Annotated in this window: 24 protein-coding genes; 20 read left to right on the top strand and 4 right to left on the bottom strand. The window is 74.7% G+C overall.

Features of this window, described 5'->3' with window-relative positions; all coding sequences use genetic code 11:
* Window positions 1-2 precede the first annotated feature (2 nt).
* The 13 genes from ACFPGP_RS21555 (at window position 3) to ACFPGP_RS21495 (ending at window position 12,271) form a co-directional block, all read left to right on the top strand.
* Complete coding sequence (locus tag ACFPGP_RS21555; RefSeq protein WP_378593280.1) at window positions 3-1,367, top strand: bifunctional folylpolyglutamate synthase/dihydrofolate synthase; 1,365 nt, start codon at window positions 3-5, stop codon at window positions 1,365-1,367.
* Window positions 1,364-1,735: a DUF4233 domain-containing protein gene (locus ACFPGP_RS21550; RefSeq protein ID WP_378593278.1), complete on the top strand. Its 372-nt coding sequence runs from the start codon at window positions 1,364-1,366 to the stop codon at window positions 1,733-1,735. The genes ACFPGP_RS21555 and ACFPGP_RS21550 overlap by 4 nt, the downstream gene beginning before the upstream one ends.
* A complete protein-coding gene (locus ACFPGP_RS21545) occupies window positions 1,732-2,436 on the top strand; it encodes a pyridoxamine 5'-phosphate oxidase family protein (RefSeq protein WP_378593276.1) in 705 nt (234 codons plus the stop codon). Before ACFPGP_RS21550 ends, ACFPGP_RS21545 begins: the two co-directional genes overlap by 4 nt.
* A 22-nt stretch (window positions 2,437-2,458) precedes the next feature.
* Window positions 2,459-2,866, top strand: a complete 408-nt coding sequence (gene ndk / locus ACFPGP_RS21540; protein ID WP_378593274.1) for a nucleoside-diphosphate kinase — start codon at window positions 2,459-2,461, stop codon at window positions 2,864-2,866.
* Between the two features lie 154 nt (window positions 2,867-3,020).
* Window positions 3,021-3,542 carry a hypothetical protein gene (locus ACFPGP_RS21535; RefSeq protein ID WP_378593273.1) on the top strand — a complete coding sequence of 174 codons (522 nt, stop codon included), beginning with the start codon at window positions 3,021-3,023 and terminating at the stop codon, window positions 3,540-3,542.
* Complete coding sequence (locus ACFPGP_RS21530; RefSeq protein WP_378593272.1) at window positions 3,539-3,871, top strand: hypothetical protein; 333 nt, start codon at window positions 3,539-3,541, stop codon at window positions 3,869-3,871. The genes ACFPGP_RS21535 and ACFPGP_RS21530 overlap by 4 nt, the downstream gene beginning before the upstream one ends.
* Complete coding sequence (locus ACFPGP_RS21525) at window positions 3,859-5,625, top strand: alpha/beta hydrolase (protein ID WP_378593271.1); 1,767 nt, start codon at window positions 3,859-3,861, stop codon at window positions 5,623-5,625. The genes ACFPGP_RS21530 and ACFPGP_RS21525 overlap by 13 nt, the downstream gene beginning before the upstream one ends.
* Window positions 5,626-5,782: 157 nt before the next feature.
* On the top strand, window positions 5,783-6,811 hold the full coding sequence (locus tag ACFPGP_RS21520; protein ID WP_378593270.1) for a rod shape-determining protein: 1,029 nt from the start codon (window positions 5,783-5,785) through the stop codon (window positions 6,809-6,811).
* Window positions 6,812-7,783: a rod shape-determining protein MreC gene (gene mreC / locus ACFPGP_RS21515; RefSeq protein WP_378593269.1), complete on the top strand. Its 972-nt coding sequence runs from the start codon at window positions 6,812-6,814 to the stop codon at window positions 7,781-7,783.
* Window positions 7,780-8,301, top strand: coding sequence for a rod shape-determining protein MreD (gene mreD / locus ACFPGP_RS21510; RefSeq protein ID WP_378593268.1), 522 nt, complete (start codon window positions 7,780-7,782; stop codon window positions 8,299-8,301). The genes mreC and mreD overlap by 4 nt, the downstream gene beginning before the upstream one ends.
* Window positions 8,298-10,439, top strand: coding sequence for a penicillin-binding protein 2 (gene mrdA, locus ACFPGP_RS21505; protein WP_378593266.1), 2,142 nt, complete (start codon window positions 8,298-8,300; stop codon window positions 10,437-10,439). The genes mreD and mrdA overlap by 4 nt, the downstream gene beginning before the upstream one ends.
* A complete protein-coding gene (gene rodA, locus ACFPGP_RS21500; protein WP_378593264.1) occupies window positions 10,436-11,632 on the top strand; it encodes a rod shape-determining protein RodA in 1,197 nt (398 codons plus the stop codon). Before mrdA ends, rodA begins: the two co-directional genes overlap by 4 nt.
* A 66-nt stretch (window positions 11,633-11,698) precedes the next feature.
* A complete protein-coding gene (locus ACFPGP_RS21495; RefSeq protein WP_378593262.1) occupies window positions 11,699-12,271 on the top strand; it encodes a TIGR03086 family metal-binding protein in 573 nt (190 codons plus the stop codon).
* On the opposite strand, the gene ACFPGP_RS21490 is transcribed toward ACFPGP_RS21495, so the two are convergent.
* Both ACFPGP_RS21490 and ACFPGP_RS21485 read right to left on the bottom strand, forming a co-directional pair.
* The gene (locus ACFPGP_RS21490) at window positions 12,261-13,370 is read right to left on the bottom strand and encodes a calcium:cation antiporter (RefSeq protein ID WP_378593260.1); all 1,110 of its coding nucleotides are present in this window, start codon (window positions 13,368-13,370) and stop codon (window positions 12,261-12,263) included. The two genes, ACFPGP_RS21495 and ACFPGP_RS21490, sit on opposite strands and share 11 nt — an antisense overlap.
* 49 nt (window positions 13,371-13,419) lie before the next feature.
* Window positions 13,420-14,631 carry an amidohydrolase family protein gene (locus ACFPGP_RS21485; protein ID WP_378593258.1) on the bottom strand — a complete coding sequence of 404 codons (1,212 nt, stop codon included), beginning with the start codon at window positions 14,629-14,631 and terminating at the stop codon, window positions 13,420-13,422.
* A 150-nt stretch (window positions 14,632-14,781) separates the two neighbouring features.
* Between ACFPGP_RS21485 and ACFPGP_RS21480 the strand changes: the two genes are divergently transcribed.
* The 4 genes from ACFPGP_RS21480 to ACFPGP_RS21465 all read left to right on the top strand — a co-directional run bounded on the left by ACFPGP_RS21480 (window position 14,782) and on the right by ACFPGP_RS21465 (window position 19,141).
* Window positions 14,782-16,752 carry a TIGR03960 family B12-binding radical SAM protein gene (locus ACFPGP_RS21480; protein ID WP_378593582.1) on the top strand — a complete coding sequence of 657 codons (1,971 nt, stop codon included), beginning with the start codon at window positions 14,782-14,784 and terminating at the stop codon, window positions 16,750-16,752.
* A 35-nt stretch (window positions 16,753-16,787) separates the two neighbouring features.
* On the top strand, window positions 16,788-17,321 hold the full coding sequence (locus ACFPGP_RS21475; protein ID WP_378593256.1) for a GNAT family N-acetyltransferase: 534 nt from the start codon (window positions 16,788-16,790) through the stop codon (window positions 17,319-17,321).
* Window positions 17,309-17,812 (top strand): GNAT family N-acetyltransferase, encoded by a 504-nt coding sequence (locus ACFPGP_RS21470; RefSeq protein ID WP_378593254.1) that lies wholly within the window; start codon window positions 17,309-17,311, stop codon window positions 17,810-17,812. The genes ACFPGP_RS21475 and ACFPGP_RS21470 overlap by 13 nt, the downstream gene beginning before the upstream one ends.
* A gap of 69 nt (window positions 17,813-17,881) precedes the next feature.
* On the top strand, window positions 17,882-19,141 hold the full coding sequence (locus tag ACFPGP_RS21465; protein ID WP_378593252.1) for an FG-GAP repeat domain-containing protein: 1,260 nt from the start codon (window positions 17,882-17,884) through the stop codon (window positions 19,139-19,141).
* A gap of 82 nt (window positions 19,142-19,223) precedes the next feature.
* Here the strand turns inward: ACFPGP_RS21465 and ACFPGP_RS21460 are convergent, their stop codons facing one another.
* A complete protein-coding gene (locus ACFPGP_RS21460) occupies window positions 19,224-20,060 on the bottom strand; it encodes a DUF4190 domain-containing protein (RefSeq protein WP_378593251.1) in 837 nt (278 codons plus the stop codon).
* A complete protein-coding gene (locus ACFPGP_RS21455) occupies window positions 20,057-21,280 on the bottom strand; it encodes an MFS transporter (RefSeq protein WP_378593249.1) in 1,224 nt (407 codons plus the stop codon). The genes ACFPGP_RS21460 and ACFPGP_RS21455 overlap by 4 nt, the downstream gene beginning before the upstream one ends.
* 56 nt (window positions 21,281-21,336) lie before the next feature.
* On the opposite strand from ACFPGP_RS21455, the gene ACFPGP_RS21450 reads away from it, so the two are divergent.
* The 3 genes from ACFPGP_RS21450 to ACFPGP_RS21440 all read left to right on the top strand — a co-directional run bounded on the left by ACFPGP_RS21450 (window position 21,337) and on the right by ACFPGP_RS21440 (window position 26,635).
* The gene (locus ACFPGP_RS21450) at window positions 21,337-22,506 is read left to right on the top strand and encodes a winged helix DNA-binding domain-containing protein (RefSeq protein WP_378593247.1); all 1,170 of its coding nucleotides are present in this window, start codon (window positions 21,337-21,339) and stop codon (window positions 22,504-22,506) included.
* Window positions 22,507-22,529: 23 nt separating this feature from the next.
* Entirely contained in the window at window positions 22,530-23,255 is a 726-nt protein-coding gene (locus tag ACFPGP_RS21445; protein ID WP_378593245.1) for a TIGR03936 family radical SAM-associated protein, read from the top strand.
* A gap of 398 nt (window positions 23,256-23,653) precedes the next feature.
* Window positions 23,654-26,635 (top strand): Rne/Rng family ribonuclease, encoded by a 2,982-nt coding sequence (locus ACFPGP_RS21440; protein WP_378593243.1) that lies wholly within the window; start codon window positions 23,654-23,656, stop codon window positions 26,633-26,635.
* The last annotated feature ends 124 nt before the right edge of the window (window positions 26,636-26,759 follow it).

Raw genomic sequence — 26,759 nt, 5'->3', positions numbered from 1 at the left:
CGATGAGTGAGACCCCCGCCGCCCCGCGCCTCGCCGAGACCTTCGCCGAGGTCGAGGACGCCCTGCTCTCGCGCTGGCCCGAGACCCGGCTGGAGCCGTCGCTCGACCGGATCCGCGCGTTCACCGAGCTGCTCGGCGACCCCCAGCGCACCTACGCCGTCATCCACCTCACGGGCACCAACGGCAAGACGTCGACCTCGCGGATGGTCGACGGGCTGCTGCGGACGCTGGAGCTGCGCACCGGCCGGTTCACCTCGCCGCACGTCGAGCGGATGAACGAGCGGATCTGCGTCGACGGGGAGCCGCTGTCCGACGAGGAGTTCGTGCGCGCCTTCAACGACGTCGCGCCGTACACCCACCTCGTCGACGCCAGCGAGGCCCACCCGCTGTCGTTCTTCGAGACCGTCGTGGGGATGGCGTACGCCGCGTTCGCCGACGCGCCCGTGGACGTCGCGGTGGTCGAGGTCGGCATGGGGGGCACCTGGGACGCGACCAACGTCGCCGATGGTGTCGTGGCCGTGGTGCTGCCGATCGCGGTCGACCACGCCAAGTACCTCGGGGACACGCCGGTCGTGATCGCCGAGGAGAAGGCGGGGATCATCAAGCCGGGTGCCACCGTGGTCGTCGCCGACCAGGAGCCCGATGTCGCCGCGGTGCTGCTCGCCCGGGCGACCGAGGTGGGCGCGACGGTGGCCCGCGAGGGGCTGGACTTCGGTGTCGTCACCCGGGTGCCGGCCGTGGGCGGCCAGCTGGTCTCGCTGCAGGGGCTGCGCGCCCGCTACGACGACGTCTTCCTCCCGCTGTACGGCGCCCACCAGGCTCAGAACGCCGCGCTCGCGCTGGCAGCGGTCGAGGCCTTCGTGGGGGAGGAGCCGCTGGGCGACGAGGTGGTCCGCGCGGCGTTCGCGGCCGCGACCTCGCCCGGACGGCTCGAGGTGGTGCGGCGCAGCCCGACGATCGTGCTCGACGCCGCCCACAACCCGCACGGCGCCGAGGCCACGGCCGCGGCGCTCGAGGACTCCTTCACCTTCTCGCCGCTGATCGGCGTGATCGGAGTGATGGCCGACAAGGACCACGAGGGCGTGCTCGCCGCCTTCGAGCCGCACTTGGCCCACCTCGTCTGCACGCAGGCGTCCTCGACCGACCGGGCGCTCCCGGCCGAGCAGCTGGCCGCCCAGGCGGTCGAGATCTACGGCCCCGACCGCGTGACCGTGGCGCCCCGGCTGGCCGATGCGATCGACCAGGCCGCCGCGCTCGCGGAGGCCGGCGAGGCGCTCGGCGGCGGCCTCGGGTCGGGCGCGGTGCTGGTCACCGGGTCGGTGGTCACCGTGGGCGAGGCCCGCACGATGCTGGGGGGGCGGTCGTGAGCGAGGCTGCGACCCGGTCGCCGCGCCGGGGCATGTGTGCCGCGGTGCTGTCGCTGGAGGCGATCGTGCTCGGGCTGACCACTCCGGTGATGGTGCAGATCTCGGGGGTCGACACCGGCGTGGCCCTGGCGATCGGGCTCGGCCTGGCGGCGGCCGCGCTGGTGCTGGCCGGGATGCTGCGCTCCGAGTGGGCCTACGGCGCCGCCAGCGTGCTGCAGCTCTTCGCGGTGGCCCTGGGCCTCGTGGTGCCGCTGATGTTCCTCCTCGGCGGGATCTTCGCGCTGCTGTGGGGCACGGCGTACTTCCTGGGGCGCAAGATCGAGCGCGAGCGCGCCGAGGCGTGGGCGGCCCACGAGGCGCAGTCGTGACCGGGCCGCTCGAGCCCCTCTCGCCCACCGACCGCACGACGGTCAAGCGGGAGCAAGACCACGCCGTCACCGACCGCGCAGCCCTGCACGCGCTGCTGCGCGAGGGACTGGTCGCGCACCTCGGCGTGGTCAAGGACGACCACCCGGTGGTGCTGCCGGTCGCCTACGCGGTCGACCTCGACGGTCCCGACGACCACGGCACGCTCTACGTGCACGGGTCGGTCGCCGCCGACTGGCTGCGCCGCTCGGTCGACGCGACCGTCTGCGTGACGGTCACCGAGCTCGACGGCCTCGTGCTCGCACGGTCGGGCTTCAACAGCTCGATGAACTACCGCTCGGCGGTGGTGATCGGCACCGTCCGCCTCGTCGACGACGTCGACGAGCGCGACCACGCCCTCGACCTGATCGTCGACCACGTCGTCCCCGGTCGCGCCGCGGCACTGCGCCGCCCGACCCGCAAGGAGCTCGCGGCGACCGCGGTGCTCGCGGTGCCGCTGCGCGAGGCGTCGCTCAAGGTCAGCGAGGGCGGTCCCGACGACGAGCCCGAGGACGTCGAGGCCGGCACCTGGGGCGGGCACGTGCCCCTGCGCCGCGTGGCCGACGCCCCGGTGTCCGACCCCGCGACCCCGGGCGAGGTGCCGGAGCACGTGCTGCAGCGGGCCCGCGACCTCGGCTGGGACGGCGGGTACGACGGCGCCTGAGCGCTCCTCTAGGCTGCGCGCCATGACCCAGCGCACGCTCGTCCTGCTCAAGCCCGACGCGGTGCGTCGCGGGCTCGTGGGGGAGATCCTCGCCCGTTACGAGGCCAAGGGCCTGACCTTCGTCGCGCTGGAGCAGCGCACCATCGGCACCGACGTCGCGGACCGCCACTACGCCGAGCACCTCGAGAAGGCCTTCTACCCGCCGCTGCGCGAGTTCGTCACCAGCGGCCCGCTCGTCGCGGTGGTGCTCGAGGGGGACGAGGCGGTCGAGGTCGTGCGCGCGATCAACGGTGCGACGGACGGTCGGGTGGCCGCGCCCGGCACGATCCGCGGCGACCTGTCGCTGTCGAACCGCGAGAACCTCGTGCACGGCTCGGACTCGCCCGAGTCCGCGGCCCGCGAGATCGGGATCTGGTTCCCCGACCTCTGAGCGGTCGTCCGGGGGTGGGCCGGGTCGTGATCCGGGACTGATCCCGGCCTGACCCGACCCGCGGGGCGTCCACAGGCACGCCCCGTGACCGGGGCGTGCACAGGGACGCTGCGCGGCCGCGCTTCCCGGGGGCGGCGCGGGGCAGGCTCGCGCCATGGACCCGCACCTCGCCGCCGACCCGTTCTGGGCGTCGGTCCGCCGCCGGCACCCCGACGTCGACCTCGTCCTGCTCCCGCCGGAGCCACCCCCGGCCGGTCCCCCCACCGACCCGCGGGGGGACGACGAGGCCGCCGCCCTCGTCGCCACCGCCCGCGCGGCGGTCGAGGAGGCCGCCCGGACGCTCCGGCTGCCGCTGGTCGCCGGCGCGCCGCCGCGGGCAGTCGTGGCCTTCGGAACGGTCGAGGGCACGGTGGTGGTGCGGGTCCGCGCCTCGGCCCGGCACGTCGCCGACCCCGGGCTGCTCGCCCGGCTGCGCGAGCAGCTCGAGCAGAGGGGCTGGCACCCTCGGCGGGCCGAGGGGGAAGTCGCCCGGATCGCCGCCGGGAGCGACGGCCTGCGCATCCGCGCGTCCTACGCCGCGGCCTCGGGTGCCTTCCTCGTCGAGGTGGCCTCGGCGCCGCTCGCGGTCGGGCGCGAGCGGGCGGCGGCCCTGGCCGGGGGCGGGGGTCGGTCGTGATCGAGGTCGACCCGGCCCGCCTGACCCGCGTCGCGGGGACGTGGGACGCCGAGCGGCACGACCTCCTCGCCGCCGCCCGCCAGCTGGCCGGCGCTCCGGTCGCCGGCTTCACGCCCGCGGTGGCGGGCACGGCCGCCCGGTTCGCCGGCGCCTGGCAGCGGCACGCGGCCGGCCTGGCGGAGGCTGCCGGTGAGCGCGCCGACCGGCTGCGGCGGGTGCTGGACGACCAGCTCGACACCGACGCGGCGCAGGCCGCCGGGTTGCGCGGGCTGCCCGGGCTGCCCGGGCGGCCCCGGCGGTCCGGGCAGGTGGCGCCGTGGAGCCCTTGACGCTGCCGGCGGCCCCGCCGCCGGTCCCCGCCCTGCGCGCCGACCCGGACGGCATCCGGGCGTATGCCGGCCACCTGCTCGCGGCGTCGGTGCAGGTCGACGACCTGGCAGGCCTCGCCGCCGGTACCGCCCGGCTGGCGGACTGGCGGGGCGCGGCGGCCGACTCCTACCGGGCGGCGCTCGACCCGGTCGGGCGGCGGGCGGACGCCGCCTCGCTGGCGCTGCGTGACGTGGCCCGGCGGGTCGAGGCCCACGCCGACGCGGTGGAGCGGCTGCTCACCGGGCACGCGGACCTCACCGACCGGCGCCGCCACCTCCTCGGCACCATCGACGCGCTGCGTGGGCGGGCCGGTGCCGTCGACGCCGGCCTCGCGGCGGCGTGGCAGGCCGAGGCCGACGCGTGCGCCCGCGAGGTGGAGGTCCTCGCCGCCGACGTGGTGTCGTTCGCCCGGGCGCTGGAGGCCGAGGAGGAGGCCGTGCGTCGGGCGCTCTCAGGGGTCCTGTCGCTGGGCCAGGTGGAGCGGCGGTGGGGCGGTGTGCCCGACCCTGCGGACGCCGCCCTGGCCACGATGCCGGGTGCCGACGCCCCACCCGCGGCCGTGTCGGCCTGGTGGGCCGGTCTCGGCCGTGCCGCCCGCGCGGCAGTCGTCGCGGCGGCGCCCGACCTGGTCGGGTCGCGCGACGGCCTGCCCGCCGGCGTCCGCGACCGGGCCAATCGGCTGGCCCTCGAGCGCGACCTCGCCGACGGGGAGCTGCTGGTCGAGCTGGGCGGCGCCACGACCGAGCAGCGCGCCCGGCTCGAGAACGCCCGGGCCGCCCGCGACGCGCTCGCGGCGGCCGCGGCGACCGTCGACCCGGTCACGGGGGAGCCCGCCGGCGCCCAGCTCTACGCCTACGACCCGACCGCGTTCGGCGGAGACGGCCTGGTGGCGGTGGCGGTCGGGGACCTCGACACCGCGGACGACGTGACGGTCACCGTCCCGGGCCTGGGCACCGACGCCGGCAGCGCCCCCTACCTCGGTGCCCGGGCGAGCACCCTCTACGAGGCGGCCCGCTTCGTCGACGGGTCACGGAGCAACGCCACGCTGGCCTGGCTCGGCTACGACGCGCCCGACAACCTGCCCTGGCAGGCCGACGGCGACGCGAGCGGGGTGCTCGACGAGGGCCTGGCCACCCGGGGCGGCGAGCGGCTCGCCGACACCCTCGACGGGCTGCGGGCCGCCCGGGAGGGCCACCCGGCCCACCTGACCGCGATCGGTCACAGCTACGGGTCGACGACCCTGGGCCACGCCGCCCACGACGAGGGGGTCCCCGTCGACGACCTGGTCTTCGTCGGCAGCCCCGGCGTCGGCGGCGACACCGACGACGTCGGCGACACCGGGGTCGACCCGCAGCACGTGTGGGCCGGTGCCAACAGCCGCGACCCGGTCGCCGACCTCGCCAACCACGGTGCGGTCCACCTCGAGCTGGTCGGAGGGCTCGGCCTGGGCGACGATCCCGCGGAGGACGACTTCGGCGCCCAGCGGTTCCGCGCCGAGTCGACCACCCGGGCCGACGATGCCGACGGGCTCGACGCCCTCGCCGACCACGGCAAGTACTTCGACCACGACACCGAGTCGCTGTGGAACCTCGCCCAGATCGTCACCGACCACCCCGACCGCGTGCTGCTCGCCGAGCCGGTGCACGACCCCTGGTACGCCGGGCCGCAGGACCCCGAGGCCGACCGCCGGCCCACCGCACCGAGGACTCACTGATGCTGCACCTCGTCGTTCCCCGAGGGGTGGGCGACGGTCCGCTGAGCCCCTGCGTGTCCTCCCGGGCTCGGGGCCGAGCCCCTCCTACCCTCGTCACAGGACGTCACACGCGTCCCACCTTCCCCACACGACGCGAGACCCCTGCGAGGCACCGGGTATGGCGAACAGCTTCATCGGCCGTGACATGGCCGTGGACCTCGGCACCGCCAACACCCTCGTCTACGTGCGCCGCCGGGGCGTCGTGCTCGACGAGCCGAGCGTGGTGGCGCTCAACGAGGGCACCGGCGAGATCCTCGCCGTCGGGCACGAGGCCAAGCGGATGATCGGGCGCACGCCCGACAACATCACCGCGATCCGCCCGCTCAAGGACGGCGTCATCGCCGACTTCGAGGCGACCGAGCAGATGCTGCGCTACTTCATCCAGCAGGTGCACCGGCGCCGCTACTTCGCCAAGCCCCGGATGGTCATCTGCGTGCCGAGCGGGATCACCGCGGTCGAGCAGCGGGCGGTCAAGGAGGCCGGCTACCAGGCCGGTGCGCGCCGGGTCTACATCGTCGAGGAGCCGATGGCCGCCGCGATCGGCGCCGGCCTCCCCGTGCACCAGGCCACCGGCAACATGGTGGTCGACGTCGGGGGCGGCACGACCGAGGTGGCCGTGATCTCGCTGGGCGGCATCGTCACCAGCCTCTCCATCCGCACCGCGGGCGACGACCTCGACCAGGCGATCGTGGCCTGGATGAAGAAGGAGTACTCCCTCATGCTCGGCGAGCGCACCGCCGAGGAGGTCAAGATGACCCTCGGGTCGGCGTTCCCGCTGCCCGACGAGCCGGAGGCGGAGATCCGCGGCCGCGACATGGTCACCGGCCTGCCCCGCACGGTCGTGATCTCCAGCGCCGAGGTCCGGCAGGCCCTCGAGGAGCCGCTGCACGCGATCGTGGACGCGGTGCGTGCCACGCTCGACCAGACCCCGCCCGAGCTGGCCGGCGACATCATGGACCGCGGCATCGTGCTCACCGGCGGCGGTGCCCTGCTGCGCGGGCTCGACGAGCGGCTGCGCCACGAGACCGGCATGCCGGTCCACGTCGCCGAGGACCCCCTCACGAGCGTCGCGCTCGGCGCCGGGCGCTGCGTGGAGGAGTTCGAGGCGCTGCAGCAGGTGCTCGTGAGCGAGCCGAGGAGGTTCTAGGTGCCGCGCCTCGACCCCTCCCGCGGGCCGCTGGGCGGCCTGGCCGGGCTCGGCCGCTCCGGTCGTCGCGAGCGCCGCTGGGGCGGCGCCGACGGGGGCCAGCCCGGTGGGCGCGGCCTGCTGGTGGCGCTCGTGCTCGCGTCGCTGTGCCTCATGGTCATCGACCGCCAGGGCGACGACGCCTCGCCGCTCGAGCCGGCCCGCCGCGCCGTCGGCGAGGTGTTCGGGCCGGTGGAGACCGGGACGACCGCGGCGCTGCGTCCGTTCCTGGCGGTGCCCGACTGGTTCCAGACCCACGACGACCTCGAGCAGCAGGTCGACGAGCTCGAGGCCGAGAACGCCCGCCTGCGGGCCCGCGAGGCCACCACCGACTACGACCGCAACCGGCTCGCGGCCTACGAGGGACTGACCACGGCCGCCGGCGACCTCGGCTACGCGCTGGTCCCGGCCCGGGTGGTCGGGGTCGGCCCCGCGCAGTCGTTCTCGCAGACCGTGACCATCGACGCCGGCTCCTCGGCCGGCGTGCAGCCCGACATGACGGTGCTGGACAACGACGGCCTCGTCGGGCGGGTGGTGCGGGTGACCTCGTCGACCGCCACCGTGCTGCTGATCATCGACGCCGACTCCACGGTGGGTGGCCGGCTCGGCAGCAGCATGCAGCTCGGCTTCCTGCACGGGCGCGGCACGCTCGGCGACGACGGTCGCCTCGACCTCGAGCTGCTCGACGAGTCCGTGGTGCCCGCCCGCAACGACACCGTGGTGACGTGGGGGAGCGACGGCGGCGCGCCGTACGTCTCCGGCGTCCCGGTCGGCAAGGTCACCTCCGTCTACAGCAGCGTCCGCGAGTCCACCCAGCGTGCGGTCATCGAGCCGTTCGTCGACTTCGGCAGCCTCGACCTCGTCGGCGTCGTGGTGCCCTCGGGCACCCGCAGCGACCGCGGGGTCATCGAGGCCGACGGGAGCCTGAGATGACCTCCCTCCGGGTCCCCGCCGCCGTCGCGGCGGTCGCGCTCGCCCTGGTCCTCCAGGTCACGCTCTTCCCCCACCTCGCCTGGCAGGGCGTGGTGCCCAACCTCTGCCTGCTGGTCGTGGTGGGGGCCGCGCTCACGCGCGGCCCCCAGTTCGCCGCCGTGCTCGGCTTCGCCGCCGGCGTGGTGCTCGACCTCGCCCCTCCGGCCGACCACGCGGCCGGCCGCTGGGCGCTCGCCCTCGTCGTGGTGGGGTACGTCGCCGGCCGGGTGCGGCCCGAGCACGGCCAGCGCCCGAGCGCCACCACCGTCGTGGCCACGGTCGCGGCGTCGTCGTTCGTCGGCACCTCGGTCTACGCCCTGACCGGCCTGATGCTGCAGGACCCCGCGGTCGGCGTGGGCGACCTGCTGCAGGTGATCGCGATCTCCGTGGTCTGGGACGTGCTGCTCACCCCGCTGGTGCTGCCGCTGGTGATGGGCATGTTCCGCCGCCTCGAGCCCGACCGGGTGGCCCTCTCGTGAGCCGACCCGCCCGCGGCCCCAGCGGCGAGCGCCGGGGCCGGCTCCGGCTCGTCGTGATCCAGGCGCTCGTCTTCTCGCTGTTCGCCACGCTCTTCGTGCGCCTCTACTACCTGCAGGTGGTCAGCGGCGACAGCTACCACGCCCAGGCCGCGTCGCAGTCGGTCCGCGAGGTCGTCGTGCAGCCCCAGCGGGGGCTGATCGTCGACGCCCAGGGCCGCCCGCTGGTCACCAACCGCCCGTCGTGGGTGGTCTCGGTCGACCGCACGCTGCTCGACAAGCTCACCGACCACCAGCGCGACGTGCTGCTCGACCGCCTCGCGGGCGCGGTCGACCTGTCCCGCGCAGCGATCGAGAAGCGGCTGGTCACCTGCGGCGACGCCGGCAGTGCGCCGGGCGTGTGCTGGAACGGCTCCCCCTACCAGCCCGTGCCGGTCGCGCACGACGTGCGGCAGCAGGTCGCGCTCCGGATCCTCGAGCAGCCCGAGGACTACCCGGCGGTGGTGGCCGACCAGCAGAGCGTGCGCGCCTACCCCGAGCCCTTCGGCGTCAACCTCGCCCACGTGCTCGGCTACCTGAGCCCGATCACCGAGGACGAGTACGACACGGCCAAGGAGGACGGCGACCACTCGGTCAACGGCGCCTCCTACGTCGGCCGCGCCGGCGTCGAGAAGGAGTACGACGCGTGGCTGCGCGGGATGCCCGGCTACGAGCGGGTCGCCGTCGACTCGATGGGCCGGGTGATCGGTGACGACGGCGAGGTGGCCGGCAGCCCCGGTGACACGCTCGTCACCTCGATCGACGCCCGGGTGCAGGGCGTGGTCGAGCGCCAGCTCGCGCAGACGATCAGGACCGCGCGGGCCACCCGCGACCCGGTGACCGGCCGCAACTACGTCGCCGACTCGGGTGCCGCCGTGGTGCTCGAGGCGCGCACCGGCCGGGTGGTCGCGATGGCCAGCCAGCCGACCTACGACCCCGGGGTGTGGGTGGGCGGCATCAGCGAGGCGCAGCTGCGCCACCTCTACTCCGCCAGGGCCGGCACCCCGCTGCTGAGCCGGGCCACCCAGGGCCAGTTCGCGCCCGGCTCGACCTGGAAGCCGTTCATGACCGCGGGTGCCCTGACCCACGGCTACTCGCAGGACACCCGGCTCGACTGCTCCTCGGGCTTCACGGTCGGCAACCGGGTGTTCAAGAACTACGAGTCCGACGCCTACGGGATGATCGGCTTCGACCGCGCGCTCGAGGTCTCCTGCAACACCTTCTTCTACCGCGTCGGCTACGACTTCTGGCGCCGCTACGGCTCCGACGAGAGCGACGTCCACGCCCGCGACCCGCTGGTCAAGGAGGCCAAGACCTTCGGTTTCGGCAGCCGCACCGGCATCGACCTGCCGGGCGAGGCGCCCGGCCGGATCGCCGACCGGCGCTGGAAGCTCGCCTACTGGCACTCGATGAAGGACTACTACTGCGGCATCGCGAAGAAGCCGCAGGACGCGAAGACCAGCGACTTCGTCTACACCTACGCCGGCGAGTTCTGCGCCGAGGGCTACGCCTACCGCGCCGGTGACGCCGTGAACTTCGCGATCGGGCAGGGCGACACCATCGTCACGCCGCTCCAGCTGGCCCGGGCCTACGCCGCGCTGTCCAACGGCGGCACCCTCTACGCCCCGCGCGTGGGCAAGGCGGTCGTCGACCCGCACGGCACGGTGCTCGAGCGGATCCCGCCGCACAAGGTCGGCGAGGTCCACGTGCCCCACAAGACGCTCGCCTACATCGACCGTGCGCTCCAGGGCGTCACCCGCGAGGGCACCATGGCCTGGCGGATGGGCGGCTTCCCGCTCGACGACGTGACGGTGCGCTCCAAGACCGGCTCGGCGGAGGTCTACGGCAAGCAGTCGACCTCGTGGGTCGCGTCGTACACCAAGGACTACGTCGTGGTGATGATGGTCTCCCAGGGTGGCACCGGGTCGGGCACGTCGGGCCCGGCGGTCCGCAAGATCTGGGAGGCCCTCTACGGCATCAAGGGCGAGGACGTCGACCCGCGCCGCGCCGCGATCCCCAGCACGGTCGCCCCGGCGTCGCTGCCGATCTTCCTCAAGGACGGCTCGATCCTCCCGCCCGCGGTCCGGAAGGCCGAGCGGTGAGCGGCCGGACGGTCGTGGCCCGCCCCGGCCGCGGCCTGCGGGCCCCGGGCCTCGACTGGGTGCTGATGGCCGCGGTGCTCGCGCTGCTGGTGCTCGGGACCCTGCTCGTCTGGTCGGCCACGTCGGCGCGCGACGCGCTGACCGGCGGTGATCCCACGACCTACCTGCGCAAGCAGCTGGTGAACGTCGCCATCGGCCTGGTGCTGATGGTGATGGTGATGGCCACCGACCACCGCTGGGTCCGGATCCTGGCCCCGCTGGCCTACCTCTGCTCGATCGGCGGGCTGGTGCTGGTGCTGGTCGACGGCGCCACCATCAACGGCTCGCGCTCGTGGATCCAGCTGGGCGGCATGTCGGTGCAGCCGGCCGAGCTGGCCAAGCTGGCGGTCGTGATCGGGATGGCCCTGCTCGTCGCCGAGCGCACCGAGAGCCGCAGCACCCGCCAGGTCAGCTGGGTCGACGTCACCGGGATGCTGCTGATCGCCGGACTGCCCGCCCTGCTGATCCTCCTCCAGCCCGACCTCGGCACCATGCTCGTGCTCTCCGCGACCGTCTTCGGCGTCATCGCCGCGTCGGGGGCACCCCGACGCTGGCTGGTGCTGCTGCTGGGCGGCGCGGTCACCGCGGCGGTGGCGGCGGTCTCGGCCGGGTTGCTCGAGCAGTACCAGGTCGACCGCTTCATGGCCTTCACCAACCCCGACCTCGACCCGCGCGGCGCCGGCTACAACACCGAGCAGGCCCGGATCGCGGTCGGCAACGGCGGGCTCTTCGGCCAGGGGCTCTTCCACGGCTCGCAGACCCGCTCGGGCTTCGTCCCCGAGCAGCACACCGACTTCATCTTCACCGTCGCCGGCGAGGAGCTCGGCCTGGTCGGCGCCGGCGTCCTCATCGCGCTGCTGGCGGTCGTGATCTGGCGGGCGCTGGCGATCGCGTCGCGCACCGACGACACCTTCGGCCGGGTGGCGGCGGCCGGCATCGCCTGCTGGTTCGCCTTCCAGACCTTCCAGAACGTCGGGATGTGCCTGGGCATCATGCCGGTCACCGGCGTCCCCCTGCCGTTCGTGTCCTACGGCGGCAGCTCGATGTTCGCGGCCATGCTCGCGGTGGGCCTGCTCCAGAACATCCACCTGCGCTCGACCTCGGCGATCCCGACCCGCTTCCTGGCGCCGTCGCGGGTGCTCGCCGGCCGCTGAGCGCGCGGACCAGACCGGCGTTCCCCGCGCGGTTTCCCCGGTGCCACCGTGGTCGCGGAGGCCGCCATGGACCTGGACACCCTGTACCGCCGCTGTGTCGAGAGCTGGGCCACCCGCGTCGCCGCGGTGGGCCCGGGCCAGTGGGAGGGACCGACCCCGTGCGCCGACTGGTCGGTGCGCGTGCTGGTGAACCACGTCGTCGGCGAGGACCTCTGGACCGTCCCCCTCGTGCAGGGCCGCACGATCGAGGAGGTCGGTGACTCCCTCGACGGGGACCTGCTGGGCGACGACCCCGTCCGGGCCGCCCTCGAGGCGGCGCGCGCGGCCACCGCGATCGTGGCCGAGGCGCTCCCGGCCGGCGGCACCGTGCACCTGTCCTACGGCGAGGAGCGGCTGGCCGAGTACGTCTGCCAGCTCGCCGCCGACCACCTGGTCCACGGCTGGGACCTCGCCGTGGCGACCGGTGGCGACCCCCGGCTCGACCCGGCGCTGGTGGACGAGGTCGCGACCTGGTTCGAGGAGCGCGAGCAGCTCTACCGGCAGGCCGGGGCGATCGGCGCGCGCGTCGAGGTCGCGGACGGGCCCCAGGCGCGGCTGCTCGGCGGGTTCGGCCGCGACCCGGGGTGGACTACGGGCTGATCGACAGGAAGACGAACGCCGACAGCAGCACCAGGTGGACGCCGCCCTGCAGCGGCTTGGCGCGGCCGGGGACGACGGTGAGGACGGCGACGAGCACCGTCAGCAGCAGCAGCACCATCTGCACGGTGCCCAGCCCGAGCGCCAGCGGCCCGTCGAGCCAGATCGAGGCGAGCGCGAGGGTCGGGATGGTCAGGCCGATCGAGGCCATGGCCGAGCCCAGGGCCAGGTTGAGGCTCGTCTGCACCCGGGCCCGGGAGGCGGCCCGCACCGCCGCGATCGACTCCGGCAGCAGCACCAGCAGCGCGATCACCACGCCGACGAACGACTGCGGGAAGCCGAGCGCGTCGACGCCGTCCTCGATCGCGGGGGACTCGACCTTGGCCAGGCCGACGACGGCGACGAGGGCGACCAGCAGCAGGCCCAGGCTGATCAGCGCGGCCCGGTCGGTCGGCGGGTCGGCGTGCCCGTCGTCGTCCTCGTCGACCGGCCCGTGGTCGGCGTCGGCGCCGGCCTCCACGGGCAGGAAGAAGTCGCGGTGGCGCACCGTCTGGGTGAAGACGAAGAGGCCGTAGAGCGTCAGGGACGCGATCGCGGCGAAGGCGAGCTGGCCGGGGGAGAAGACCGGCCCGGGCTCGGAGGTCGTGAAGCGCGGCAGCACCAGGCACAGGCCGGCCAGGGCGATCACGGTCGCCAGGGCGGCTCCGGTGCCCTCGGGGTTGAAGACGGCGAGGTTGCGCTTGAGCGCCCCCACCAGCAGCGACAGCCCGACGATGCCGTTGACGCTGATCATGACCGCGGCGAACACCGTGTCGCGGGCCAGCGTGGAGGTGTCGCCCTTGCCGGAGACCATGAGGGTGACGATCAGCGCCACCTCGATCACGGTGACCGCGACCGCCAGCACCAGCGAGCCGAACGGCTCCCCGACCCGGTGCGCGACGACCTCGGCGTGGTGGACGGCGGTCAGCACGGCGCCGACGAGCGCCACGGCGACCACCGTGACCAGGAGGGCCTCGGCCACGCCGCCGGGGTGGCGACCCCACGACAGCAGCAGCACGAGCAGGGCCACCGGCGGGAGGACGACGGTCCAGCGCTGGCTCATGCGGTGACCCTAGAACGTGTCTCCCAAGCCGGAGCTTGGGAGACACGTCCTAGGGGACCACGGGTGGCTCGCCCCTCACGAGCACCGCGACCGGACGACCGAGCGCCTCCGGCTCGGCGACGAGGTCGCCGTCGACGACGAGGAGGTCGGCGGCCAGGCCCGCGCGCAGCCGACCGGTCTCGTCCCGGAGCCCGCACGCGTCGGCGGCGTACGACGTCGCGGTGGCGAGCGCCTCGGCGACGGGGAGGTCGGCCAGCAGCAGGTCGACGACGGCGCGCCAGGCCCCGCCGTGCCGCTTCGGGGGAGCGGCGCCCGCGTCGGTGCCGGTGACGAGCCGGACTCCCCGCCGGTGCATCGCCCGCAGCTGCGGGGCGCGGGCGTGCGAGAGCCGGCCGGGCTCGATCCCCAGCCGCTCCACCACCGCCCGCATGTTGGGAGGAAGCTCGTCGAGGGGCAGCACGTGGGCGGGGTCGACCGACAACGTGGGGTCGACCGTGACGCCCCCGGCCACGAGCGCGTCGAGCAGCTCGTCGTCCGGGACGGCGATGCCGGTGGCGGTGAGGCAGGTGCCGTGCTCGAGCCCGTCCACGCCCGCGGCCACGGCGTGGCGCACCCCCGCCAGCGAGTGGGCGTGTGCCAGCACGGCGAGCCCGGCGCCGTGGCACTCCTCGACCAGGGCGTGCAGCTCCTCGGGCGAGAACTGCGCGCCGAGCACGTCGGTGCCGGTCGTCACCATGCCCCCGGACGCCATCACCTTGATGACGTCGACGCCGCGTTCGGTGTGGGCCGACACCGCGGCCCGCACGCCGGCCACGCCCGACGCGGCGCCACCGAGGAAGTGGCAGTGGCCGCCGGGGACCGTCACCGGGGGGCCGGCGGCCACGATCCGCGGCTCCCCGGGCCCGTGCCGGTCGCGGTGTGCGAGCGTGCGGTAGTGGGCGTCCCCCAGGTCACGGACCGTCGTCACCCCGGCGGCCGCGTGCCGGGCCAGGGACGCGCGGATGGTGCGGTCGAGCGTGGCGTCGTCGTCCTGCCCGGCGCGCTCGAGCCCGCCCGGCGTGCCGTCACCGACGAGGTGCACGTGGGCGTCGACGAGCCCCGGCAGCAGGGTGCCGTCCCACGAGGTGACCGGGCAGTCGTGGGGGAGGACGTGGTCGCCGGCCTCGACGCCGGCGATCCGTGCGCCGTCGACGAGCACGGTCACCCCGCCCTCGAGGAAGCGCTCCCCGTCGAAGGCGTGGGCGGCTCGCCAGGCGTGCACGCCCCCAGCGTGCTCGCCCGGGGACCTGATCCGCCAGCCCCGGCGGCTGCTCGCGGAATCGGCAGGCCCGCCCCGCCGCGCGTACGCTGGGCCCTTCGCTCCCGTCCCGTTCCCGAGCCCGCGAGGTGAGTGGTGACCGCCGCCGGTCCCGTGCACGACCCAGCACCCGAGTCCGTCTTCCCCCGGCTGGAGACCAAGCTGCCGTCCGTCTCCAAGCCGATCCAGTACGTCGGCGGCGAGCTGAACTCGACCGTCAAGGACTGGAGCTGCGCGACCGACGGGCCGACCGTGCGCTGGGCGCTGATGTACCCCGACGCCTACGAGGTCGGGCTGCCCAACCAGGGCGTGCAGATCCTCTACGAGGTGCTCAACGAGCGCGACTGGATCCTGGCCGAGCGCACCTACTCGGTGTGGCCCGACCTCGAGGCCGTGATGCGGGCGGGCGACGCCGAGGGGCCGATCCCGCAGTTCACCGTCGACGGCCACCGGCCGGTCGGCGCGTTCGACCTGTTCGGCATCAGCTTCTCCACCGAGCTCGGCTACACCAACCTGCTGACCGCGCTCGACCTCGCGGGCATCCCGCTGCGCGCGACCGACCGCGGCGAGGACCACCCGGTCGTGATCGCGGGCGGCCACGCGGCGTTCAACCCGGAGCCCGTGGCGGAGTTCCTCGACGCGGCGGTGCTCGGTGACGGCGAGGAGGTCGTGCTCGCGATCTCCGAGGTCGTGCGCGAGTGGAAGACCGAGGGCCGTCCGGGCGGACGCGAGGAGCTCCTGCGGCGGCTCGCGGTGAGCGGCGGCGTCTACGTGCCGCGCTTCTACGACGTGACCTACGCGGAGGACGGGCAGATCGAGACCGTCCTCCCCAACCGCCCCGGCATCCCGTTCCGGGTCCGCAAGCACACGCTGATGGACCTCGACGCGTGGCCCTACCCGGCCAAGCCGCTGGTGCCGCTCGCCGAGACGGTGCACGAGCGCTTCTCGGTCGAGATCTTCCGTGGCTGCACGCGCGGCTGCCGGTTCTGCCAGGCCGGCATGATCACGCGCCCCGTGCGGGAGCGCAGCATCGGCACGATCGGCGACATGGTCGAGAACGGCATCCGCAAGTCCGGCTTCGAGGAGGTCGGCCTCCTCTCGCTGTCGAGCGCCGACCACACCGAGATCGGCGACATCGCGACCGGGCTGGCCGACCGCTACGAGGGCTCCAACGTCTCGCTGTCCCTGCCCTCGACCCGTGTCGACGCCTTCAACATCACGCTGGCCAACGAGTTCTCGCGCAACGGCCGGCGCTCCGGCCTGACCTTCGCCCCCGAGGGCGGGTCCGAGCGGATGCGCCGGGTGATCAACAAGATGGTCACCGAGGAGGACCTGATCCGCACCGTCGCCACGGCGTACTCGCACGGCTGGCGACAGGTGAAGCTCTACTTCATGTGCGGCCTCCCCACCGAGACCGACGACGACGTGCTCGCGATCGCCGACCTCGCCAAGCAGGTGATCGCCAAGGGCCGCGAGGTCTCGGGGCGCAACGACATCCGCTGCACCGTCTCCATCGGCGGCTTCGTCCCCAAGCCGCACACGCCGTTCCAGTGGGCAGCCCAGCTCGACCCGGAGACGACCGACGAGCGGCTGCGCAAGCTGCGCGAGACCGTCCGCGACGACAAGCGCTACGGTCGCGCGATCGGCTTCCGCTACCACGACGGCAAGCCCGGCGCGATCGAGGGACTCCTCTCGCGCGGCGACCGCCGGGTGAGCCGGGTGATCGAGGCGGTCTGGCGCGACGGCGGGCGCTTCGACGGCTGGAGCGAGCACTTCTCCTACGACCGCTGGGTGGCCGCGGCCGACGCGGCGCTGGCGGGCACCGGCGTCGACCTCGCCTGGTACACTACCCGCGAGCGCGAGTACGACGAGGTCCTGCCCTGGGACCACCTCGACTCCGGCCTCGACAAGGACTGGCTGTGGGCCGACTGGGAGGACGCCCTTGCGGCCGCCGACGGTTCCGAGGTCGAGGTCGAGGACTGCCGCTGGACTCCCTGCTACGACTGCGGCGTCTGCCCCGAGCTGGGCCTCGACATCCAGATCGGCCCCACCGGCCAGAAGCTCCTGCCGCTGACCGTCGTCTGAGCTCTCGCTGCGGGGTGCTGCGCTAGGTTCCCGCCATGGCCGATCTCGGAACTGTCGCCTGGCCCCCGGCGCCACTGCGGACCGAGCGTCTGGTCCTGCGCGAGGCCGAGGCGCGCGACCGGCCCGGCGTCATCGAGCTGAACGCCTCCCCCGAGGTCCGGGCCCACCTCGGCGGCCCGCAGCCGCGCGAGGAGCTCGAGCGGCAGGTGCCGACGGTCCCCGGCCGGCGCCCCGGCATCTTCGCCGTCGAGCTCGACGGGTCCCTCGTCGGCACGGTCCACCTGGTGCGGCGTGACGCGGAGCGGCCGGGGCACGTGCGCCCCGAGGCCGGCGAGGTCGAGCTGGGCTACCTCTTCCTGCCCGGGGCGTGGGGGCACGGGTACGCCACCGAGGCCTGCGCAGCCGCGCTCGCCTGGGTCGCCGGCGAGCTGCCCGGCGAGCCCGTGCTGCTCTGCACCCAGACCGCCAACACCGCGTCGGTCAGGGTCGCGGGGAAGCTCGGGTTCACCGAGGTGGCGAGGTTCGAGGAGTTCGGCGCCGAGCAGTGGCTGGGCGTGTGGACCCCCTGATCCGCGAGGCGACGTGGGCCGACCGCGAGGTGGTCGCCGCGATGCGTCGCGCCTGGACCGAGGAGAACGCCGGGAAGGCCTTGCCCGACGAGGACTTCCAGGACCGCTTCGACGCCTGGCTCGAGCGGGAGCAGGACCAGCGGGTGACCTGGCTGGCCGAGGTCGGGCGCGAAGCGGTGGGCATGCTCAACGTGCTGGTCTTCACCCGGATGCCACGGCCGGGGCAGGATCGGCCGAGCCGCTGGGCCTACCTCGCCAACTTCTGGGTGCGGCCTGACCAGCGCGGCGCGGGCGTGGGCACCCGGCTCCTCGCGGCCTGCACCGACTGGTGCGACGCCGCGGGCATGGTGCGGGTCGTGCTCAGCCCCACTGAGCGCTCGGTGCCGCTCTACGCCCGCGCCGGCTTCACCCCCGCCCCCTCGCTCCTCGTGCGTCCCGCACCCACCGGCCAGGCACCTCGCGACGGCACGATCACCCCGCAGGTGGGATGACAGGGAGCCGCCGGCCGGCGCACGGTGGAGGGGAGTTCTCGGGAGGACCGGCAGGAAGGAAGTCCTACCGTGCTCACCCTCGCCACGACTGCAGCAGGCATCGCCTCACTGGCCCTCGGCGCCGGACTCGTGGTCGGCGCCCCGTCCGTCGACCCGACCGCGACCTGGACCGCCCTCGACACGGTCCCGGGCTCCGGCCTGGGCGCCACGGTCGAGACCTGGGAGGCCTCGCCGGTCGACTACGACCGCGACGGCGACGAGGACGTCTGGATCGGCTACCACGACCAGGGCGGCAAGCTCTGGCGCAACGACGGCAGTGGCAGCTACACGCTGGCCTACACCTGGCCGCGCCGCAACAGCGAGGGCAAGGTGCCGGACCGCCACGACTGCGCCTGGGCGGACGTCGACCGCAACGGCCTGCCCGACGCGTACTGCGCGGCCGGCCGGAGTGGTGCCAACGTGGTGAAGACGGGCCGGGACAACGAGATGTGGCTGCAGACGTCTCCCGGGCAGTTCACGGACGTCGGCACGCGGTGGGGCATCGGCGACGTGTGCGGCCGCAGCCACTACGTGGCCTTCGTCGACGCCAACCACGATGCCTATCCCGACCTGTTCGTGGGCAACGCCCCACCACGCGACGTCACCGGGGATCCGTGCGACGACCCCGCCAACGGGTTGCCCAGCGAGGAGATGAAGCTCTACCTCAACCAGTCCGGGGCCGGCTTCCAGCAGGTGACCGACTGGGGCGTCGGTGGGTACGGCGGTGCCCGGTTCGCGGAGGTCGCCGATGTCAACGGGGACGGCTGGGACGACCTCCTCGTCAACTACAGCGGTGGGCCCGTCCTCTACCGGCACAACGCGGAGACCGGCTACACCGATGTGGCAGTGGCCAACGGGATCACCGGCAACCCCAGTGACGCGGTCTTCGCCGACCTGGACGGGGACGGCGATCCCGATCTGGTGACCGGCCTGGGTCGGCGGGTGGAGTACCGGCTCAACACCGGCAGCCGGTTCCTGGCGCCGGTCCTGGCCTGGACCGTGCCGTCCGGCGGGGCCGCACGAGCCGTGGCAGCCGGAGACGCCGACGGTGACGGCGACCTCGACATCTACGTGCTGGTGTCGAACCTGACCGCGCACACCAACCCGCGGGACGTCGTCCTTCGCAACACCGGCCTGCAATTCGCGGCTACGCAGGTACCCGCGGCCGGCGGCATCGGCGACGCGGTCGCGACGCTCGACGGCAACGGGGACGGCCGGGCGGAGTTCCTCGTGCTCAACGGAGTGGAGACCGGCGGTCCGATCCAGCGGATCGAGCTCCGCTTCCAGTGACGCGAGGCGCCAGGTCGACCGAACGTGTCGACCGAACGTGAAGACCGGTCGGTGTGGCCCCGGCCGACGTGGCACAGACGGGCTACCGACGGCTGTCCTCGAGGGTGCCGGTGGTCTTCTCGTCCGGGATGCCGACCAGGCAGACCACGGCCCGGTCGTCGAGGAGGTCCCAGCTGCGCTCCTGCGGGTAGTAGGTCCAGAACTCGGCCTCGGACGAGCGGTAGCTGCGGCCGACGAAGTCCGCGAAGCCCTGCAGGCAGCCCAGCGTCGCCCGCCGGACGACGGCCCGGCGGCCGGGGTAGGCGTCGCCCTGGAGGTCGAAGACCCGGTAGGCCTCGAGGTCGTGGGCCTGCCCGCACGGCACGGCCTGGGCCTGCGCCACCTCGATCTGGTCGCCACCGGCGGCCATCAGGGCCGGGTCGTCGACGCAGTCGCCCTCGCGGATGTCGAAGGTGCTGATCTCGTGCCGCTCGGTGACCCTTCCCTGCGAGTCGCGCTCGGGCGAGGTCGGGATCGAGGCCACGCCGATCACGACCAGCACGGCGACGATGGCCACGAGCACGACGCCGTCGATGACGAGCGCCGCGATCGCCATGCCCCGGCCGCGGTCGCGGCCGTCGCGCGACTGCACGAGGGTGACGATGGCGAGGACGACCGACACCAGCGTCGCGAACGGGAGGCAGAACGCGATCGCCAAGCCGAGCGCCCAGCCGCCGAGCGCCCTGGACTGCGGCGGACCGGAGGGGACCCGGCCGTAGGGGGCCTGGCCGTACGCCGCCGGGGGGTACGCACCCTGGCCGTAGGGGCTCTGACCGGAGGAGCCCTGGCCGGACGACGCGTACGGCGCGGTCGGTGGTGGGTCGGAGGGGTTCGGCCCGTCGGGGCCGTACGGCGTCGGTGGTGGCGGCGGCTGGGTCACACGGGCTCCCGAGAAGCTCGGTGCAGCTGGTCCTCGACGGCCGCGGGGCGCGACACGTAGGAGCCGAGGAGCAGCTGCGGGACGGTCAGGGCGATGAGGAAGAGCAGGGGCACGGTCCACCCGTCGGTCGCGTCGTGCAGCACGCCGACCGAGAACGGGCCGAGTGCGGCGAGCAGGTAGCCCGCCGACTGGGTGAAGCCCGACAGCGCGGCGGTGCCCCCGGGCGTGCGGGCCCGGAGGCCGATCAGCGTCAGGATCAGCGGGAAGGTGCAGGTGCCGACCCCGACCACGACCGCTGCAGGGAGCGCGAGGTCGTGCGGCGCCAGGATCAGCGCGACGTAGGCGAGGGGGTAGCAGGCGATCACGGCGAGCAGCACGCCGCGCGGGTGCTCCTGCCGGGCGACGACGCGGGGCAGCCACAGCGAGAGCGGGATGCTCGTCGCGGCGACGATGCCGACCAGCACCCCGGCGGCGGTGGGGGAGTAGCCGGCGTCGCGCCACAGCTGGGCGAACCAGCCGAAGATCGCATAGGCCTGCATCGACTGCAGCCCGAAGAAGAGCGCCATCGCCCACCCCAGCCGGGTGCGGGCGACCTGACCGAGGGTGACGTCGTGCACCGGCTGGTCGGGCCGGCGGTCGTGGGCGACGAGCCACAGCCACGGCACGGCGGCCAGCAGCGCCGGCACCGCCCACGCGCCGAGGCCCCAGCGCCACTCCTCGCCGCCACGGGCCAACGGCACGGTGAGCATCAGCGCCGCGGTCAGGCCGACCGAGAGTGCCCCGGTGTAGAGCGCGGTGACGCGGCCGATCCGGTCGGGGAAGTGCAGCTTGACCAGCGAGGGCAGCAGCACGTTGGCCATCGCCATCCCCGACAGCGCGAGCATCGAGAGGACCAGGAACGTCGCCTCGCCGGGGGCGAACGCCCGTCCGGCGAGCCCCGTCACGAGCGCCAGCAGCGCCATCATCGTCGTCCGGTGCACGCCCACCCGCCGTGCCACGGCCGGCGCGGCGGCGCCGAAGGCCGCGAACGCGAGCACCGGCAGCGAGGTCAGCAGCCCCGCCTCGCTCGCCGAGAGCGACAGCCCGGACCGCACCTCGGCGAGGACCGGCCCCACGCTGACCGCGGCGGGTCGCAGGTTCACCGCCAGCAACAGCAGGCCGGCGAGCAGCAGCAGCCGGGCGCCCGGGCGTGACCACCGGGAAGGGGAGGGCAGGGACATCGCCCGGGAAGGATAGTCGTGACCGCGATGTCGGCAGGGTCCGGCAGGATCGGGCCATGCGCCACCTGCACGACGTCGAGCGCCGCACCCGCCTGGCCCGCCGCCACGCGGTGTCGCCCGCGCACCGGGCGCCGGACCCGCTCGCCGCCACCCGGGCGATGACCGTGCTGCACGCGACCGAGCCGGCCACCGTCCACCTGTCCCTGCAGGCCCGGGTCGACGGCCTGACGGTGGCGGACGTCGACCGGGTCCTCTACGACGAGCGCACGGTGGTCAAGCAGCTGGCGATGCGCCGCACGCTGTTCTGCTTCCCGCGCGAGCTGCTGCCGGCGGCCTGGGGCAGCGCCAGCGCCCGCGTCGCGGCGCAGCTGCGACCCCGGCTGGCCAGGGAGGTCGAGGCCGGCGGCCTGGCCGACGACGGTGCGGCCTGGCTCGACGCGGCGTGCGCGGCGGTGCTGGCCCACCTCGCCGACGGGCGCGAGGCCTCCGCCCAGGCGATCCGGGAGGCACTGCCCGAGCTGACCGGCCGGATCGACCTGGCGGTCGGCAAGTCGTACGGCGCGAACGTCTCGATCGCCCCGCGGGTGCTCACCCAGCTCGCGGTCGAGCACGCCCTGGTCCGCGGTCGCAACGGCGGCCACTGGCGGGTCTCGCGGCCGCAGTGGACGCTGATGTCGCACTGGCTGGGCGAGGAGCCCACGCCGTTGCCCGAGCGCGAGGGGTACGCCGCGCTCGTGGCGGCCTGGCTGCGCGCTTTCGGCCCCGGCACCCGCGCCGACCTGCAGTGGTGGCTCGGCTCCACCGTCGGTGCGGCGACCCGGGCGCTGGCCGACGTCGGCGCGGTGGAGGTCGCGCTCGACGGGGGCGAGACCGGCTGGGTGCTGCCCGACGACCTCGACGCGGAGCCCGAGGTCGAGCCCTGGGCGGCGCTGCTCCCGGTGCTCGACCCGTCCGTGATGGGCTGGAAGCAGCGCGACTTCTTCCTCGGTCCGCACGCCGCGGCCCTCTTCGACCGCAACGGCAACGCCGGCACCACCGCCTGGTGGGACGGTCGCGTCGTGGGCTGCTGGGTGCAGGACGACGCCGCCACCGTCGAGGTCCGGCTGCTCGAGGACGTCCCGCCCGCCGGGCGCGCCGCCCTCGACGCCGAGGCGGCGCGGCTGACCACCTGGCTCGACGGGGTGCGGGTGAGCACGGTCTACCCCAGCCCCGCCATGAAGGGCTGAGCCCGCTGGGGGAGACTGGGGCGGTGCGTGACCAGCCCGAGCAGCAGGCCCCGCCGGTGCAGCGTCTCCGGATCCGCTACGCCAAGCGGGGGCGGCTGCGCTTCACCAGCCACCGCGACTTCAGCCGGGCGTTCGAGCGCGCGGTCTTCCGCGCCCGGGTCCCGATGGCGTACTCCTCGGGCTTCAACCCGCACCCCCGCATCTCCTACGCCGGCGCCGCGCCGACCGGGTCGGCCAGCGAGGCGGAGTTCCTCGAGATCGCCCTGGCCGAGGTGGTCGACCCCGCCGACATCGCCGCCTCGCTCGCCGAGGCGCTGCCCGACGGCCTCGACGTGCTCGCCGTCGTCGACGTGGCCGCGACCGCGCCGGGCTCGCTGTCCGACCGGCTCGAGGCCAGCCACTGGCGCCTCGACCTCGCCTGCACCCCCGACGACGCGGCGGCCGCGGTCGCGCGCTTCCTGGCCACCGACGAGGTGCTCGTGGAGCGGATGACCAAGAAGGGCCTGCGCTCCTTCGACGCCCGGGCGGCGGTGGTGGCGCTCGCCGTGGACGACACGCCGGGCGGCGGAGCAGCACTCGACCTGGTGCTGCGGCACACGGTCCCGGCCGTGCGACCCGACGACGTCCTGTCCGCCCTGCGCCGCGTGGCCGACCTCGACCCCGGCGAGGCCCCGCTGCTCACCCGCCTCGCCCAGGGCCCGCTCGACGCCGCGACCGGCGAGGTCGGCGACCCGCTCGCCGCGTCCTGAGGCACGCCCCCGGGCGGCCGGACGCCGGCGCCGTGCAGCCCGCGCCGCGTCGTCGTGGCCGGGAAGGGGCGGGGTGTGTGCGATACTCGCCACGGTCGACGACGTCCGGGTCCGCCCGGGCTGGTCGACACGACGACGTTCTCGCCGAGGCCCCTGTGGCACCGGCACGGAGGGCGCGATCGATCGCCAGACCGCGACGCGGCCCGGTGGAGCCGGTGACAGCGGCTCCGCGGAAGCCCGGCGACCGCGGCAGGTGAGGGATCGGGCCGGCCGACGCGCACGCGGAGGAGGTCGCCGCCACCCGCAGGCTTCCCGCCGTGCGCCCCCCGGGGCGCGTGACCGGCGGAAACGACCAGCCCGCCCCGCACCCCGGTGCCCGGCGGGCCGAGGAGAGCAGGATGTCCCAGGACACCCCCGAATCCACCACCCCCGCCGGCGATGGAGCGGTCACCGCGGATCCGGTGACCGAGGAGCCGGCCACCGGCGCTCCGGCCCGCAAGACCGCCGCGAAGAAGACGGCGAAGAAGGCCCCGGCCAAGAAGACGGCCGGCAAGACCGCCGCGAAGAAGACGGCGAAGAAGTCGACCACGAAGGCCGCTGCCGCCGACGAGCCGCTCCCCGAGGTCCCGGCCGGGGCCGAGGCCGCCGCCGGAGACCAACCGGCGAAGAAGACCGCCGCGAAGGCGACCGCGAAGAAGTCGACCACCCGCAAGTCCGCGGCGAAGAAGTCGACGTCGAAGAAGGCGGCGCCGGCCGAGCCCACTGCCGCCGAGGGCGCCTCCGCGACCGAGGCCGAGGCCGCGGCCGCAGCGGAGACCGCTGCCACCGCACTGCTGTTCCAGGCGCCCGAGGCGACCGCGCCGGCCAGGAAGTCCGCGTCTCGGGCGAAGTCCGGCAAGGCGAAGAAGTCGGCCGCGCCCGGGGAGGCGGGTGAGCAGACGCCCGCCGCCGAGGAGCCGACCGCCGAGGAGCCGACCGCCGAGGAGCACACCGCCGAGGAGCCGACCGACGCCGCCGAGACCGACGAGTCCGCCGGCGAGACCGGCGAGGGTGAGGGTGGGGGCTCCTCGAGCAGCCGCCGGCGCCGTCGCCGCGGTGGTCGTCGCCGGCGCAAGCCCGGCGAGGGCGGCGAGGGCGGCGAGGGCGGCGAGTCCGCCGAGGGCGCCGAGGGCGCCGACGAGTCCGACGCGGCCGCGGCCGCCCGCGACGCCGCCACCGACTCCGGTGACGGCGAGGCGAAGGACGAGGAGGGCGGCGGCTCGTCGTCCTCGCGCCGCCGACGCCGCCGACGCCGCTCCGGCGACGACGGCGACGGCTCCGGCGGGGACGACCCCGCGAACACCGTCACCCGGGTCCGGCAGCGCCGGGCGGCCGAGGACCAGATCACCGCCGTCTCGGGCTCGACCCGGCTCGAGGCCAAGAAGCAGCGCCGTCGCGAGGGCCGCGAGGCCGGCCGGCGCCGCGCCCCGATCGTGAGCGAGGCGGAGTTCCTCGCCCGCCGCGAGGCCGTCGACCGCGTGATGGTGATCCGCCAGCGCGACGAGCTCACCCAGATCGCCGTGCTCGAGGACAAGGTGCTCGTCGAGCACTACGTCGCCCGCGAGTCGCAGACCTCGCTGATCGGCAACGTCTACCTCGGCCGCGTGCAGAACGTGCTGCCCTCGATGGAGGCGGCGTTCGTCGACATCGGCAAGGGCCGCAACGCCGTCCTGTACGCCGGTGAGGTCAACTGGCAGGCGCTCGGCCACCGCGACGGGCAGCCGCGCAAGATCGAGTCGGTGCTGTCCTCGGGCCAGTCGGTCCTGGTGCAGGTCACCAAGGACCCCGTCGGCCACAAGGGCGCACGGCTCACCAGCCAGATCAGCCTGGCCGGCCGGTTCCTCGTCTACGTGCCCGACGGCACCACCAGCGGGATCTCGCGCAAGCTGCCCGACACCGAGCGCAACCGCCTCAAGGCGCTGCTCAAGGACATCGTCCCCGACACCGCCGGCGTGATCGTGCGCACCGCGGCCGAGGGCGCGGCGGAGGACGAGCTCACCCGTGACGTCGAGCGGCTCAAGGCGCGCTGGGAGGACATCGAGAAGAAGGCCAAGGGCAGCGCCCCGCAGCTGCTCTACGGCGAGCCGGACCTCACCCTCAAGGTGGTCCGCGACCTCTTCACCGAGGACTTCAGCAAGCTCGTCATCGAGGGCGACGAGGCGTGGGAGACCGTGCAGAGCTACGTCCAGCACGTCGCCCCCGACCTCGAGGAGCGGCTCGAGCGGTTCTCGCCCGACAACGGCCGCGACGCGTTCGCGACCTACCGCATCGACGAGCAGATCGCCAAGGGCCTCGACCGCAAGGTGTGGCTGCCCTCGGGCGGGTCGCTGGTCATCGACCGCACCGAGGCGATGACAGTCGTCGACGTCAACACCGGCAAATTCACCGGCTCCGGCGGCAACCTCGAGGAGACCGTCACCAAGAACAACCTCGAGGCGGCCGAGGAGATCGTGCGCCAGCTCCGGCTGCGCGACATCGGCGGCATCATCGTGGTCGACTTCATCGACATGGTGCTCGAGTCCAACCGCGACCTGGTGCTGCGCCGGCTGGTCGAGTGCCTCGGCCGCGACCGGACCCGCCACCAGGTCGCCGAGGTCACCTCGCTGGGCCTGGTGCAGATGACCCGCAAGCGGATCGGCACCGGCCTGCTCGAGGCGTTCAGCGAGACCTGCGACCACTGCCAGGGCCGCGGCGTGCTGGTGCGCGAGACGCCCGTCGAGCCGCGCAAGGGCGACGACGAGCCGCGCCGCAGCAGCAGCCGCCGTCGTGGCGGCCGCGGACGCGGCGAGAACGACGACAACGGGGCGGGCCGGCCGGGCGACAAGCAGGAGGCCAAGGCGCCGTCGCCGGCCGACGTGGCCGCGATGGCCCGCGAGCACGCTGCCGAGACGTCCGGGACGCCCGCCGACGAGACGCCCGCCGACGAGACGGCCGCCGACGAGACGGCCGCCGACGAGACGCCCGCCGACGAGACGGCCGGCACGGAGGCGACGGGCACGGACACGGCCGCACCCGAGGCTCCCGCGGAGGAGACCCCGGCCGAGCCGGCTCCCGCCGTGGAGCAGGAGCCCGCTGCGGAGCCTGTCGAGGAGCCCGCCGTCGAGGAGCTCGCCTCGCCGGAGCCCCCGGCCCCCCCGAGCAAGCCGACCGTGGTCACCCGCACCCGCCGCCGGTCGGCCAGCCGTCCGGCCGGTCCGCCCGCGGGCGCCGACACCCCCGCCTCGGAGCCCGTCACGTCGGGCCAGATCGGCGCGCCGGTCGAGTCCGGCGCGGTCGAGCCGGGCACCGCCGTGGCGGTGGAGCACGTGCCGGTGAAGAAGAAGGGCTCGCGCAAGCGGTGACGCCCGCGTGACCCGCGGGGTGCACCGTTTTGCGGCGTACCCGTCGGATCCGTACTATTGACCCTCGGTGCGCTCAGGCGCGCCTCTCTGCCCGGCACCCCCGCTCGTCACTGGCGTCCGGCGT

The sequence above is a fragment of the Nocardioides taihuensis genome, from assembly GCF_042657275.1.
Taxonomy (GTDB): Bacteria; Actinomycetota; Actinomycetes; order Propionibacteriales; family Nocardioidaceae; genus Nocardioides; species Nocardioides taihuensis.
The sequence above is the reverse complement of the archived record's forward strand: the minus strand, read 5'-3'. Positions and strand labels throughout refer to the sequence as shown.